Genomic DNA, 13,588 nt, shown 5'->3' with positions numbered 1-13,588 from the left:
TGGCGCTGCACGGGCGCAGCGATTATCGTTCGTGCCTCTTCATGCAAGCACAGGCAAACGGGACGATGGCGCGGTGGCAAGGGATGGCGGTGGGTGCGGTGGTGGTGGCAACGGCAGTCGCCCTGGCGGCAACCTGGTGGGAATTCCCCGCTTCCGGCCCGCAGGTGCCGGCGGGCCCTGTACCGACACCGCTGGCGTGGACCGCACAGATCGAGCTGCTGGCCGGCGACGGTCATCCGGGTGATCGCGATGGCGCCTCGGCGCAGGCACGCTTCGCCGATCCCTATGCGCTGCTGGGCACTGCCGATGGCAGCGTTTACTTCACCGATGCCGGTGACAACAACCGCATCCGCCGCCGCCTGGCCGATGGGCGTGTCGAAACGGTGGCGGGGCAGGGCGAGGGACGTGTTGACGGACCTGCGCTGCAGGCGAGTTTCAACACACCCTCGGGCATTGCCGCCGATGCACAGGGCAATCTGTATGTGGCCGACACCGGCAATCATGCGGTCCGGCGCATCAGCACCGATGGCCAAGTGACGACGCTGGCCGGTGGCCAGCAGGGCTTCGCCGATGGTCCCGCCGCACAGGCGCGTTTCGATGGACCGATGGGCATCGCCGTGGATGCGCAGGGACAGGTCTACGTGGCCGATACCTGGAACGACCGCATCCGCGTGATCGGTACCGATGGCAACGTGCGTACGCTGGCCGGCGGCGACCGCCCGGGCTTCGTCGACGCACCGGGTGTTGATGCCCGCTTCGATACGCCCGTTGCGCTCGCCTTCGATGCGCACGGCGCGCTGCTGGTGGCCGACCTGTTCAACAATGCGATCCGTCGTGTCGGCGCCGATGGCACGGTCAGCACCGCGGTCGGCAAGGGTGAGGTCATCAACGGTCCGCTGTCATTGGCCACCACCCATGACGGTGTGCTGTATGTAGGTGACCTGGACGGGCGCATCGTGCAGGTGACGCCGCAGGGCCATCAACTGGCGTTGCTGGGCAATGACCGCCTGCCACGGTTGGCGCGTCCCAGTGGCCTGGCCGTGGAAGCCGACGGCGCCCTGCTGGTGGCCGACTCCGCGGGCTATCGACTGCATCGCCTGCGCCCGCTGCCAGTGGGGGAACTGCCCGCACCGGCGCTGGTGGGCCCGGCCTCCGATGCGGCGCTGCCGGACAGTGGTGGGCGCTGGCCGCTGGCACCACAGGACGGCTGGCACGAAGTGGTCGGCACGCTCGGTGAGGTGCGCGGCACCTTCCAGGGCGAGAGCCGCCACCACCTGCACGGTGGCTTCGACGTGCGCGGCGATGTGGGCCAGACCGTGCTGGCGATTGCCGAGGGCAAGATCAGCAGCCCGATTGCCGCCTGGAGCCTGGGTGGGCAAGCGGAGGGATTGGCCGTGGACCGGTTGAAGTACATCCATATGCGCGTCGGTCGTACGCCACGCGGCGAACCGTTCGACGCGCGCTGGCAACCGCTGTATGCCGAAGACGGCACGCTGGAGCGCATCCGCGTGCGGCGTGGCACGCGCATCCACGTAGGCGACCGCCTGGGCAGCATCAACAACCAGGCGCATGTGCACCTGGCCGTGGGCAATGGCGGTTTCGAGACCAATGCGGTGGCGTTGGGGTTCAAGAACTATGCCGATCGCTTCGCGCCGCGCATCACCGATGTGGCGCTGCTGGATGACAACGACCAGCCACTGACCGCCGGCAGCGACGGTGTAGTGATGCTGGCCCGGCAGGGACGTGGCGTGCAGATCGTGGTGGAAGCCTGGGACCAGGTGGACAACAACCTGCCGCGTCGCCGGTTGGGGCCATACCAGGTGGGCTACCAGATCCTGGATGCCGCCGGGCAGCCGCTGCAGGGCTACGAGCAACCGCGCTGGAACATCGTCTTCAACCGCATGCCACCGCAGAAGCAGGCGGTGAAAGTGGCTTATGCGCCGGACAGTGGCATCACCGTGCATGGCAGCGCAGTCACCCGCTTCCGTTATCTGGTGACCAACACCGTGCGCGATGGCCTGATGGAAACCGGCCGCTGGCAGCCGGCGGCGTTGCCGCCGGGCGAGTACATCGTGCGTGCCAGTGCACGCGATTACAGCGGCAACGAAGGCGTAGGTCCGCGCGAGATCAGGGTACGGCTGCTGCCATAGCCGCAGCAGGGGCGCCGCAGCGTTCGCGCTCGGCGTCCATGTCTTCCAGCGGCCGCACCTCGATGCTGCCGAAGCGGGCCCATGGGAATCCTTGGGCGATACGCATGGCCTCATCGCGGTCGCGGGCGACGATCAGGTTGAAGCCGGCCAGCAGTTCGCGGGTTTCGGCGAAGGGACCATCGAGTACACGGCTGTGGCCATCGCGCACGCGCAGGGTCTGCGCCGATTCGATCGGCTGCAGTTTCTGCGCAGCCAGCAGCGTGCCCTCGGCCTGCAGTTTGTCGGCGTGGGCGAGGCAGTCGCGCATCAACGTATTGAAGTCGTCGATGGGCAGCGTGCGCAGCAGCGACGGGTCGATGTAGATCAGGAGCAGGTACTGCTGCATGGCGGAGTCCTGGCGGGGGCGGGTGCCCATGATGGCGCAGGTTTGCGCGTGGGCATGCTGCACTGCGAAAGGCAGAGCGGAGAGCGCGCCTGCGGCGGGGATCGGCGAACGGCGGAGCCCCTCCGCGGTGGCGGTTGGTCGTGAAGAGCTGCATCTCTGTGGGTTGGCCGGGCGGGTGGGCTGCGCAGGGGACGCCGTGAATACGTCCCTGTAGGCTCGGGCGCGCCATCCATGGCGCTTACGCCCCTGCGCAGCCCACCCGCCCGGCCACGGACAGGTTCCTGCGGCGTCCACCACGGGAAATCATAAACAAGGGCAAAAGCGGGTCGCTTCGCTCGTAAAGCCAAGGCAGCCAGCCGACCGCTTTTGCTGTTGCTGTTGCTTCTGCCTTTTTTCTTGATCTTCCCGTGGTGGATCGGAGACAGGAACCTGTCCGTGGCCGGGTGGGTAGGCGGGGCGGGGGTGTCCGCGGCATGGATGCCGCGGCCAAGCCCCCAGGGATGGGTTTACGGCGTCCCCCGACCCGTCTACCCACCCGGCCAACCCCCAGCCCCATGCCTGAGCTTCCACCACGGAGGGGCCTCGCCGTTCGCCGATCCCCGCCGAAGGCGCGCCTTCCGCGACAAAAATAATTTCCAAGAACCTGTCGATTCCCGCGACCGTGGTTCGTTGTATGAGGGAAGGGCACGCACCCGCAGCCCAGCGGAGACCGCAATGAAAGTGATGGTGATCGTCAAAGCCAACGCCGATTCCGAAGCCGGACGCCTGCCCAGCGAGCAGGAACTGGCCGCCATGGGCGCCTACAACGAACAACTGGTGGCCGCCGGCATCATGCTCGCCGGGGAAGGCCTGCATGCCACCCAGCGTGGCCGGCGTATTCATTTCGGCAGCGGCGCGCCCAGGGTCGAGGCCGGCCCGTTCGGCCCGGCCGGCGAGCAGATCGCCGGCTTCTGGCTGTGGGAGGTGCGTTCGCTGGAGGAAGCCGTCGAGTGGGCCAGCCGCGCGCCGTTCGGCAGTGGCGGCACGCTGGAACTGCGTCCCCTGATCACCGCCGAAGACTTCGGTGAAGCCTTCACCCCCGACTTACAGCAGCAGGAACAGCGTCTGCGTGCACAGCTGGAAGGTTGATCCGATCCATTTCCCCGCCGGGCATGGCCCGGCGCTGCCGCCCTGAAACGTACAACGGAGCATTCCCATGAAACTGATTCCCTTCCTCGGCTTCAGCGGCCAGGCCCACGACGCAATGGCGTTCTATGCCAAGGCGCTCGGCGGGCAGGTCACGTCGGAAATGAAGTACCGCGACATGCCGCCGTCCGACGGCTCGCCGGGCTGCAACGAGATGCCGCCGGAAACTCTCGACCACGTCGCGCACAGCCAGCTGGAGATCGGCAACGCCATCGTGATGGCGGCCGATGGTCCCGGCGGCGGCGAGGGTGGCTCGACCACCATCAACGTCGACGTGGACAGCATCGAAGAGGCCGAACGCGTGTTCGCGGCACTGGCCGAAGGTGGCCAGGTACAGATGCCGATCGCCGAAACCTTCTGGGCCCATCGCTGGGGCATGTTGACCGACCGCTACGGCAAGCCGTGGATGGTCAACTGCATGAAGCAGCCCTGATTCTCTTTCCCTCTACCGCAAGGAACCGCACCGATGAGCACGCCGCAACCGCAGATGATCTTCGTCAACCTGCCCGTGCAGGATCTGGAAAAAGCCAAGGCGTTCTTCGCCGCGCTGGGCTACAGCTTCAACCCGGCCTTCACTGATGAGAACGCCGCCTGCATGGTGATCAGCGAGAGCATCTTCGTGATGCTGCTGGTGAAGCCGTTCTTCCAGCAGTTCACCACCAAGGGCATCGCCGATGCGCACACGCAGACCGAAGTGATCACCTGCCTGTCGGCCGACAGCCGCACGGCGGTGGACGCGATGGTGGACAAGGCACTGGCCGCAGGCGCCAGCGAACCGCAGCCGGCGCGCGACCTTGGCTTCATGTACCAGCGCGGCTTCCAGGACCTGGATGGGCATCTCTGGGAAATCGCACACATGGACGGCGAGCCGGGCTGACGGCCGCCGCAAGGGAGAACCCTCATGGCTTACGTGGATGCCTACGTACTGCCGTGCCCGCAGGACAAGGTGGCGGCCTACCGCCGCCTTGCCCGCAAGGCCGGCGCGGTGTGGAAGGACCATGGCGCGCTGCAGTACATGGAATGCGTGGCCGATGACGTGCAACCCGGAAAATCGACCTCGTTCCCGCAGGCCGTGAAGCTCAAGCCTGGCGAAACGGTGATCGTGGCCTTCGTGGTGTTCCGCTCGCGTGCTGCGCGCGATCGCATCAACAAGAAGGTGATGGCGGATCCGCGGCTGGCGCATATCGGCCCCAAGGACATGCCGTTCGATACCAAACGCATGTTCTGGGGCGGCTTCAAGCCGATTGTTGAAGCGTGAGCTGCGGCGCTTGTGTGGGCCCGGCCTGCGTGCTGTGATCGGCGCATGCACGAGCCCGCCCTGAGTCAGCGTCTGGACACCCTCTGGCGGATGGAATCGCCAGTGTTGATCGCGCGCCTGGCGCGCCTGCTCGGCGGCGACGTCGGTCGTGCCGAAGAGCTGGCCCAGGACACCTGGCTGGCCGCGCTGGAGCGCTGGCCGGTGCAGGGCATCCCGGACAATCCCGGAGCCTGGCTGATGACCACTGCGCGCAACCGTGCCATCGATGTGTTGCGCCAGCACCAGCGGGTGGCGCAGCAGCATGCGCAATGGGGAGAGGAACTGCATCCGGCCGCATTACCCGCGCCCGACGACAGCCAGGCGCTGGAAGACGACATCGGCGATGACCTGCTGCGGCTGATGTTCGTGGCCTGCCATCCGGTGCTGCCTGCCGACGCGCGGGTGGCGCTGACCCTGCGCCTGCTGGGTGGGTTGACCACGATCGAGATCGCCCGCGCGTTCCTGCAGCCGGAGCCGACCATTGCCCAGCGCATCGTGCGTGCCAAGCGCACGTTGGCGCAGAAGCAGGTGCCCTACGAAGTGCCGCGTGCCGACGCATTGCCGGAACGACTGGCATCGGTGCTGGAGGCCATCTACCTGGTATTCAACGAAGGCTATGCGGCCAGTGCGGGCGATGACTGGATGCGACCGGCGCTGTGTGCCGAGGCGCTGCGGTTGGCGCGCATTCTGGCCCATCGGATGCCGGTGCCCCCGGTGCTCGGTCTGCTGGCGCTGATGGAGCTGCAGGCGTCGCGTGCGGCGGCACGCGTGGACGCGCAGGGTGCGCCGATCCTGCTGGACCAGCAGAACCGGGCGCAGTGGGACTGGCTGCAGATCGAACGCGGCCAGCAGGCACTGACGCGCGCGGTGTCCGCAGGGGGCGGCGATGATCCTTACGTGCTGCAGGCACGGATCGCGTTCTGCCATGCCAGTGCGCGCCGCGCCGAAGACACCGACTGGGCGCGGATCGCCGCACTGTATGCGCAGTTGCTGCAGGTGATGCCGTCGCCGGTGGTGGCATTGAACCGGGTAGTGGCGGTGTCGCGCAGCGAAGGTGCGTTCGCTGCGTGGGCGCTGCTGCAGCCGTTGCTGGACGAGCCACGACTGCAGGGGTATGCACCGCTGATGGTGGTGCGGGGTGAGCTGCTGCTGCAGCTGGGACGGGACCAGGATGCACGTGACGCATTTGCCTCGGCGGCGAACCTGAGCCAGAACCAGGCCGAGCGGACCCTGCTGCGGCAATGGGCCGGCCTGCCGCAGGAAAGTTGAAGCCGACAAGGTCAGCACTTGTCGGTTTGCCCCGGAGCGGCTATGTTTCGCGCCCAGCGGGCGTGTTCACGCCTGTCTTTCGTGTGTCGTGACCGAGGAGCGGTTGGATGTTTTCAAGGACGAAGAGCGCACCGCGCGCTTTTGCGCGCCTGCTTGCCTATGCCCTGTGCCTGGCCGTATGGCCGTTGGCCAGCCAGGCCGCAGACAAATCGCAGCAGGCCTACTGGGCCGGTTTTGCCTATACCGCTGACGCCGCCGCCGTACAGGCGACCACCCCGCATGCGCATGCCGTGCTGGAAAAGCGTGGCCTGATTCCGCTCAACCAGACGCTGGCACAGGCGCTCAAGCGCCGCGCACCGGCCAACCTGGAACTGATCGACCAGCCGGTGGCGATGCTCGATGGCACCACCAGTGCCGTGGTCCTGGCCGCCGCGCTGGACCGCGAACTGGTGTCGGTCGAACCGATCGGCGGCCAGTACAAGGTGCTGGTGGAAGTGGCCCTGCAGGCGCTGTTCTTCGATTTCCGCGAGCGCCAGGTGATCGCCTCCTATCCGCTGACCCTGCAGCGCATCGACGTGCAGGAGTACCGCCCGGACAGCGACGATATCGATGCGATCGTCGCCGATCTGCTGTACGGCGGCGCCGACACCAGCCTGTCGCAGGTGCTGGCCACGACCCTGGCCCAGGCCAAGCTGCCGGAAGCGGCCACGCGTCGCCTGCAGGTGGGTGCGGTGACCTTGTCCGACGCCACGCTGGCCAAGCTGCCCGACCCGAAGTGGGCCGGCCCGCTGCGTGCCACGCTGGCCCATGAACTGTCCAAGACGCTGTCGTCCAACACCGGTGTCGGCCTGTTGCCGCCGGCCTCGGGCCAAGCCATCGGCGGTGCCATGGCGGCGCGCTTTGCCGACGGCAAGGTCTACCAGCTGAAGATTCCCGAGGCGGACTACGTCATCAGCCTGCAGGTGGATGCGCTGAAGAACGGCGTCATCAGTGAAACGCCAGCGATGAAGACGATGCTGTTCGGCGCCTTCTTCACCGCCAAGGTCACCGAGCCGTTCTCCGGCAAGGTGTACTTCGAACAACCGCTGCGCAAGGGCGCCACCAAAGTGGTGCCGGTTACGCAGTGGCAGGTCGACCAGTGGTCGGCCAGCTACGAAACCCTGCTGGCCGGCTTCGATGCCTTCGCCGGCGCCGCCGCCAAGCGTGCCGATTCGCGCGCCTGGCTGGACGAGCAGAAGCCGGGCGGCCGCCCGCTGCAGCAACAGACCCAAGCCCTCCAGGAGTTGATCAAATCATGTCGCTGATGCGTACCATCCTGCTCATCCTCATCGCCCTGGCGGTGGCCTCGCCGGTCGCCGCGCAGACCGCCAGCTCGCGCGGTACCGGTTCGGCCAGCTACAGCCTGCGCCTGAGTGCCGACACCCGTGCCCAGGCCCTGAACAAGGCCAAGGCCAATGCACTGGAGGCGTATATCGCCGAGTCCGGTGCGGCCAAGTTGCGCCTGTTCGAATCGCGTCGCGCCGAGTTCCTCGGCGAAATCGATCGCTACGTGCTCAGTGCCGTGCAGCTGTCGGACACCGAAGACAAGAAGGCCAAGACTTACAGCGTCACTGTCCGCGCCGAGATCAACACCACCCTGCTGCAGACCAAGCTGGATGCCGGTTCGGCCGTGGCCGGTTCCACCGCTGCACAGCGCTCGCTGCTGACCTTCCTGTTCATGGCGCGCTCGCAGGACACCGTGCAGTCGTTCCAGGACAAGGAATACCGTCGCGTCGACGCCAGCAGCAGCTACAGCGAGAACACCCGTGAAGGCGACAGCTTCCGCGGCAACTCGGTCAGCACCAACGGCAGCATCAACCAGAACGGCTCGGTGTCGGTCACCAGCGGCGGCAGCACCACTGCGCGCAGCGACAACATCAGCTGGAAAGTGGCCAACGCCGCCGAGGTCAACACCGCTATCACCGGTGCCTTCAGTGCCGCCGGCTACGAAGTGGTTGAAGCCGAATACGTGGAAGGCGAGTCGCGCGGCCTGCTCAGCATCGAGCGCATCCGCAAGGACTTCAGCACCGGCAACGACCTGTCCCCGGCCACCCTGCGTGACACCGCCAACGGCATCCGCGCGGCGAACATCCCGTACATCGCCGTCGGCACCCTCGACGTCGGCATGCGCGACCGTGATCCGGCCAGCGGCAACACCCGCGTGTTCGTCACCGTCACCGGCAAGGTGCTGGACGTGACCGGTCGCTTCCCGCGCACCGTGTCGTCGGTGGGTCCGGTGCAGTTCTCCGGTACCGGCCCGAACGAAACCGTCGCCCGCACCAACGCGCTGCAGCTGGCTTCGGAAAAGGCCGCCCAGCAGATGATCAACGAGCTGAACGTCAAGGCGGTCCGCTGACGTTACCGCTGCGCTCGCCGGGCATGGCCCGGCGCTACCGGCTCTGGTGGGTGCCGAGCGTGCCCGGCATCGCCGCAGAATTCCCGTCTTTCCACGTGCCGCATCGCGGCCGTCTCTCCCAAAGGAATCTTCCATGATCCGCACTACCGCTCTCGCCGTTGCCATTGCGGCCGCTACCCTGTCGATGCCGGCGCATGCCCAGTTCGGCAAGCTGAAGGACATCGCCGGCGCCGCTACCGGCACCTCCAGCAGCAGCACCAGCGCTGCCGCCCCGGACGAAGCCGCGCAGGAAGCGCTGGTCCGTCGTTTCGTCAGCTCGCAGTCGCACTCGCTGCAGGCCCAGACCTCCTTCGCCCGCGCCTTCGGCCTGGCCGAGCAGGTGCAGCTGCTGGAAGCCGAGCGCCAGGCGCTGTCGTCCGGTTCGGTGAACGTCGATGCGATGAAGAAGTCGGTCTCGGTCAGCCAGGCTGCACAGGCTGCCATCGACGAGCGCCAGGCCGCACAGCCGGAACTGAATGCTGAATCCAAGCAGCACTACGCCGAAGGCCTGGTCTCGCTGCTGTCCTCGGCTGCCGAAGCACAGAAGCTGAGCGGCGAAGCCAGCGGCTTTGCGGCCGGCTTGAAGAACCTGGGCGCCAGCCAGATGGCCACCGTTGGCCGCAAGCTGGCTGCCGGTGCCTGGGTCGCCAAGGAATCGCCGGGCTTCATCAAGGGCCTGTACGGCTCGACCAAGTCGGCCGTGACCTTCGCCAAGAAGAGCAAGGTGAAGGTGCCGTCCAACGCCGATTCGATGCTGGATTCGCTCTGATACGAGGCAACGCAGCATGCGTACGACGACTCGATTGATCGGCCTGGGCCTGGCCGCGGCCCTGCTGGCAGCCTGCGGCAAGCAGGATGCACCGGCAGAAGCCGCACCCGCCAAGGACAAGGCCGCCAGTGCACTGGCCAGCAATGCGCCGGTGCAGGAAGCGCCCCTGCGTGGCACGCCGGATTTCGGCGGCACCACCCAGGTCGCGCGCGAAGCCGACGGCATCGGCAGCACCCCGGAACTGGCGGTGCTGGCGGCATTGCAGTCGGCCGTGGCCCAGGTCAACGGCGTACGCGTGGCCAGCCAGATGCAGAGCCTGCGCGCAGGCCTGCATGTGGACGTGGACGGAGAACACGTCGGCGATATCCGCGCCGACGCGTTCTCCCAGCAGATGATTGCCGGTTCGCAGGGCGCGGTGCTGGGCTATGAAATCCTCTCCCAGGATGAAGTGAGCCAGCTCGACGAAGAAACCATCGCCCGCGTGCGTGCCAGCGACGAAGGCTGGAGCTTCAAGGGTTCGGCCTCGGCCAGCGCCTCCGGTGAAGCCACCGCCAAGGGGGGCTCGGCGTCGGCCAGCGTCAAGGAAAACTACGAAGAACAGGTGAAGGTGGACGCCAAGCGCGGTGCCAGCTCCTTCGATTCGGATGTCACCCGGCGCAGCATGCGCAGCTACTGGAAGGTGCGTGTCCGCGCGCAGATTGCCCAGTACCGTGCGCCGGATGAAGAAGGCAAGCCGAAGATCGTGGTGGCGCTGCCACGTACCAAGTCGGGCAGCTATGCCGTGGGCGATGGCAGGGTGAATGCCGACGAGGTCGCCCAGGCGATCCGCGCGCGTCTGTCCGACACCCTTACCCAGACCCAGCGCTTCATCGTGCTGGACCGCGAGTTCGGCGACGAACTGCAGGCCGAGATCGACCACATCAACAGTGGCAACGTGCGCCTGCAGGACACCGCTCGCGTTGGCCAGCAGCTGGCGACCGACCTGATCCTGATTCCGACCATCGAACGTTTCGAGTACCCGCGCAGCGTGCGCAACCTGCGCATGTCCGATCGCCAGGTGACCTCGTACTCCGGTGGCGGCCGCATCACCCTGCGCCTGGTCAACGCCACCACCGGCCAGGTGGTGATGTCCGACAGCTTCGATCACCAGCTGGCCTCGACCGGCCCGAGTACGCTGCCGCGCGTGGTCAACGGCCGCAGCATGGCGGCAGCGATGATGGATTCGCTGTCGGGTCAGATCGGCACCGATATCGTCACCACGCTGTTCCCGGTGTCTGTGGTTTCGGTGGACGGCGACCAGGTGGTGCTGAGCCAGGGCGGTGACACCGTGCAGGTCGGCCAGCGCTGGCAGGCCGTGCGCCTGGGCGAAGAGCTGAAGGACCCGCAGACCGGGCGTTCGCTCGGCCGCAGCGAGCATCCGTGCTGCACCATCCGCATCGACCGCGTGGCCGCGCAGACCTCCTACGGCACCCTGGAAGAGGGCGTGGATGCGATGCGCGGCGGTTTCCGCCCGGGCCAGATCGAACTGCGTCAGAAGCTCGGCAGCAAGCCGAAGGCAGCCGCCGGCGCAACCGCATCGGCCGCCCCGGCCGCCGCAGCGCGTCCGGCCAGCAAGCCGAAGCCGAAGCCCGCCGCGGCCCCGGCTGAAGACCCGAACTGGTAAGAACCTCCAGTTCCATGCACGTGGGGGTCGGAGCCCTTTCCCGCCGGGAAAGGGATCTGCCCCCTTCTTGTTTGTGGTCATCCACGCATGGCGTGGATCTACCGTGTCGACCAAGGTCGACACCCACCAAGAGCAGGCCATGCCATCCAGACAGATTGCCGAGATCTGTCGAAGGCGGGGTGGGCCCGGTTGCGGGGGTGTAAGCGCCATGGTTGGCGCGACCGAGCCTCCTTTTTTTGGTCATCCACGCATGGCGTGGATCTACCGTGTCGACCAAGGTCGACACCCACCAATAGCAGGCCATGCCATCCAGACAGATTGCCGAGATCTGTCGAAGGCGGGGTGGGCCCGGTTGCGGGGGTGTAAGCGCCATGGTTGGCGCGACCGAGCCTCCTTTTTTTGGTCATCCACGCATGGCGTGGATCTACCGTGTCGACCAAGGTCGACACCCACCAAGAGCAGGCCATGCGATTCCGGCAGATCGCGGGAAACTGTCGAAGGCGGGGTGGGTCCGGTTGCGGGGGCGTGAGCGCCATGGATGGCGCGACCGAGCCTCCTTTCTTTTGGTCATCCACGCATGGCGTGGATCTACCGTGTCGACCAAGGTCGACACCCACCCCGCCATCCCACGGAATGCCCGCTGTTGCTGTTGCTTCGGCCGTTGCTCAGGCCGTTGCCATTGTTTCGGCGGGTGCAGGGCGCAGCCCTGCCGAACCCCTTACCCCTTACACTCCAGAACGATTTCCCTGCTGGAGAGAGCAATGAAGCGAGTAGTACTGGGCGTGCTGGCCCTGTCGGTGTCGAGCGCACTGATGGCGGCCACCCCGAAATTCGATGGCGCGCGGATCTCCGCCGACGTCAAGGAACTGGCCTCCGACGCCTACGAAGGCCGCTCGCCGGCCACCGCCGGCGAACAGAAAACCATCGCCTTCCTCAGCAAGCAGTTCGCCGATGCCGGGCTTCAGCCCGGCGGCGACCTCAAGGACGGCAAGCGCCTGTGGACGCAGGCCGTACCGCTGCGCAAGGGCGACATCGTCGGCACCCCGCAGCTGTCGCTGCAGCAGGGCGGCAAGACCATCACGCTGGAGCAGGGCAAGCAGATTGCCGTGCGTGCGGCCATGAACGGCGCCACCAACGTGGATATCAGCAAGGCACCGCTGGTGTTCCTCGGTTACGGCGTGAAGGCAGCAGAGCGCAACTGGGACGACTTCAAGGGCGTGGACCTGAAGGGCAAGATCGCCGTCGTGCTGATCAACGACCCGGACTTCGAGACCGGCAAGGGCGATTTCGACGGCAAGGGCATGACCTACTACGGCCGTTGGACCTACAAGTACGAAGAAGGCGCACGCCAGGGCGCACTCGGCGTGCTGATCGTGCATGAGACCGCACCGGCCTCATACGGTTGGGCCACGGTGGCCGGTTCCAACACCAACACCATGTTCGACGTGGTGCGTGACAACCCGGCCGACAGCCACCCACTGCTGGAAGGCTGGATCCAGCGCGATCTGGCGGTGGAACTGTTCCGCTCGGCGGGGCAGGATTTCGAGGCGTTGAAGAAGAAGGCGCAGCAGCGCGACTTCACCCCGGTGCCGCTGACCGGCGCCAGCCTGGACGCGAAGTACGCGGTGAAGACCGAAGTGATTACGTCGCACAACGTGGCCGCACGCCTGGAAGGCAGCACGCATGCGGATGAAACCGTCATCTACAGCGCGCACTGGGACCACATCGGCGTGGGTGAACCGGACGCACGCGGTGACCGCATCTTCAACGGCGCGCTGGACAACGCCAGTGGCACCGCCTCGCTGATCGAACTGGCGCGCGGCTTCGCCAAGGCACCGCGTCCGCAGCGTTCGGTCGTATTCCTGGCAGTGACGGCCGAGGAGAAGGGCCTGCTGGGTTCGGAGTACTACGCAACGCATCCGCTGTACCCGCTGGAGAAGACCGTGGCGATGATCAACATGGACGGCATGGCGCCGTTCGGTCCGTCGCGCGATTTCGGCATCTACGGCGCTGCGCGCTTTGAACTGCTGGACCAGTTGAAGGACGTGGCCAAGGGCTGGGACATCCGCTACACGCCGGACCCGAAGCCGGAGGCCGGTCTGTTCTTCCGTTCCGACCACTTCCCGTTTGCCAAGCGTGGCGTGCCGGCGCTGTCCTGGTCGGCAGGACAGGATTGGGTGGACGGTGGCGTCGCGGCGGGCAAGAAGGCGTCCGAGGACTACACCGCCAAGCGCTACCACCAGCAGGGCGACGAGTGGCAGCCGGACTGGGTGTTCGCCGGCGCCGCTCGTGACCTGGAAGTGCTGTACACCCTGGGCAACCAGTTGGCCAATTCGCGTGCCTGGCCGAACTGGAGCAAGGACGAGGCGTTCCGCGCGGTGCGTGACGCCAGCGCCGACCAGCGCAAATAAGGGAATGCGGGGCACCGCCCCGCCA

12 protein-coding genes are annotated in these 13,588 nt (G+C 66.7%); 11 read left to right on the top strand and 1 reads right to left on the bottom strand.

The window, feature by feature from the left end:
- Positions 1-65: 65 nt before the first annotated feature.
- Entirely contained in the window at positions 66-2,150 is a 2,085-nt protein-coding gene (locus tag HUT07_RS17305) for an SMP-30/gluconolactonase/LRE family protein (protein ID WP_176021947.1), read from the top strand.
- On the opposite strand, the gene HUT07_RS17300 is transcribed toward HUT07_RS17305, so the two are convergent.
- Positions 2,128-2,535 (bottom strand): YciI family protein, encoded by a 408-nt coding sequence (locus HUT07_RS17300; RefSeq protein ID WP_049464203.1) that lies wholly within the window; start codon positions 2,533-2,535, stop codon positions 2,128-2,130. The two genes, HUT07_RS17305 and HUT07_RS17300, sit on opposite strands and share 23 nt — an antisense overlap.
- Before the next feature lie 714 nt (positions 2,536-3,249).
- On the opposite strand from HUT07_RS17300, the gene HUT07_RS17295 reads away from it, so the two are divergent.
- The 10 genes from HUT07_RS17295 to HUT07_RS17250 all read left to right on the top strand — a co-directional run bounded on the left by HUT07_RS17295 (position 3,250) and on the right by HUT07_RS17250 (position 13,563).
- Positions 3,250-3,663: a YciI family protein gene (locus HUT07_RS17295; RefSeq protein ID WP_176021946.1), complete on the top strand. Its 414-nt coding sequence runs from the start codon at positions 3,250-3,252 to the stop codon at positions 3,661-3,663.
- Between the two features lie 67 nt (positions 3,664-3,730).
- Positions 3,731-4,153 (top strand): VOC family protein, encoded by a 423-nt coding sequence (locus HUT07_RS17290; RefSeq protein WP_176021945.1) that lies wholly within the window; start codon positions 3,731-3,733, stop codon positions 4,151-4,153.
- A 33-nt stretch (positions 4,154-4,186) separates the two neighbouring features.
- A complete protein-coding gene (locus HUT07_RS17285) occupies positions 4,187-4,597 on the top strand; it encodes a VOC family protein (protein WP_176021944.1) in 411 nt (136 codons plus the stop codon).
- Between the two features lie 24 nt (positions 4,598-4,621).
- Positions 4,622-4,978: a DUF1428 domain-containing protein gene (locus HUT07_RS17280; RefSeq protein ID WP_176021943.1), complete on the top strand. Its 357-nt coding sequence runs from the start codon at positions 4,622-4,624 to the stop codon at positions 4,976-4,978.
- 45 nt (positions 4,979-5,023) lie between these two features.
- Entirely contained in the window at positions 5,024-6,286 is a 1,263-nt protein-coding gene (locus HUT07_RS17275) for a sigma-70 family RNA polymerase sigma factor (RefSeq protein ID WP_176021942.1), read from the top strand.
- A gap of 107 nt (positions 6,287-6,393) precedes the next feature.
- Positions 6,394-7,590, top strand: coding sequence for a hypothetical protein (locus HUT07_RS17270; RefSeq protein ID WP_176021941.1), 1,197 nt, complete (start codon positions 6,394-6,396; stop codon positions 7,588-7,590).
- Positions 7,581-8,681: a hypothetical protein gene (locus tag HUT07_RS17265; RefSeq protein ID WP_176021940.1), complete on the top strand. Its 1,101-nt coding sequence runs from the start codon at positions 7,581-7,583 to the stop codon at positions 8,679-8,681. Before HUT07_RS17270 ends, HUT07_RS17265 begins: the two co-directional genes overlap by 10 nt.
- Before the next feature lie 133 nt (positions 8,682-8,814).
- On the top strand, positions 8,815-9,489 hold the full coding sequence (locus HUT07_RS17260) for a hypothetical protein (protein WP_176021939.1): 675 nt from the start codon (positions 8,815-8,817) through the stop codon (positions 9,487-9,489).
- Positions 9,490-9,505: 16 nt separating this feature from the next.
- Positions 9,506-11,152 (top strand): CsgG/HfaB family protein, encoded by a 1,647-nt coding sequence (locus tag HUT07_RS17255; RefSeq protein WP_176021938.1) that lies wholly within the window; start codon positions 9,506-9,508, stop codon positions 11,150-11,152.
- 761 nt (positions 11,153-11,913) lie between these two features.
- Positions 11,914-13,563 (top strand): M28 family metallopeptidase, encoded by a 1,650-nt coding sequence (locus tag HUT07_RS17250; RefSeq protein ID WP_176021937.1) that lies wholly within the window; start codon positions 11,914-11,916, stop codon positions 13,561-13,563.
- Positions 13,564-13,588: the final 25 nt, after the last annotated feature.

This window comes from Stenotrophomonas sp. NA06056, from assembly GCF_013364355.1.
Lineage (GTDB): Bacteria > Pseudomonadota > Gammaproteobacteria > Xanthomonadales > Xanthomonadaceae > Stenotrophomonas.
Note: the sequence above shows the minus strand (reverse complement) of the source record. Positions and strands in the feature narration are given on the sequence as shown.

Excerpts from the sequence above, each read along its gene's own strand:
- HUT07_RS17270 (WP_176021941.1), top strand. The coding sequence starts at position 6,394 with ATGTTTTCAAGGACGAAGAGCGCACCGCGCGCTTTTGCGCGCCTGCTT.
- HUT07_RS17290 (WP_176021945.1), top strand. The coding sequence starts at position 3,731 with ATGAAACTGATTCCCTTCCTCGGCTTCAGCGGCCAGGCCCACGACGCA.
- HUT07_RS17295 (WP_176021946.1), top strand. The coding sequence starts at position 3,250 with ATGAAAGTGATGGTGATCGTCAAAGCCAACGCCGATTCCGAAGCCGGA.
- HUT07_RS17280 (WP_176021943.1), top strand. The coding sequence starts at position 4,622 with ATGGCTTACGTGGATGCCTACGTACTGCCGTGCCCGCAGGACAAGGTG.
- HUT07_RS17265 (WP_176021940.1), top strand. The coding sequence starts at position 7,581 with ATGTCGCTGATGCGTACCATCCTGCTCATCCTCATCGCCCTGGCGGTG.
- HUT07_RS17285 (WP_176021944.1), top strand. The coding sequence starts at position 4,187 with ATGAGCACGCCGCAACCGCAGATGATCTTCGTCAACCTGCCCGTGCAG.
- HUT07_RS17300 (WP_049464203.1), bottom strand. The coding sequence starts at position 2,535 with ATGCAGCAGTACCTGCTCCTGATCTACATCGACCCGTCGCTGCTGCGC.
- HUT07_RS17305 (WP_176021947.1), top strand. The coding sequence starts at position 66 with ATGGCGCGGTGGCAAGGGATGGCGGTGGGTGCGGTGGTGGTGGCAACG.
- HUT07_RS17255 (WP_176021938.1), top strand. The coding sequence starts at position 9,506 with ATGCGTACGACGACTCGATTGATCGGCCTGGGCCTGGCCGCGGCCCTG.
- HUT07_RS17275 (WP_176021942.1), top strand. The coding sequence starts at position 5,024 with ATGCACGAGCCCGCCCTGAGTCAGCGTCTGGACACCCTCTGGCGGATG.
- HUT07_RS17250 (WP_176021937.1), top strand. The coding sequence starts at position 11,914 with ATGAAGCGAGTAGTACTGGGCGTGCTGGCCCTGTCGGTGTCGAGCGCA.
- HUT07_RS17260 (WP_176021939.1), top strand. The coding sequence starts at position 8,815 with ATGATCCGCACTACCGCTCTCGCCGTTGCCATTGCGGCCGCTACCCTG.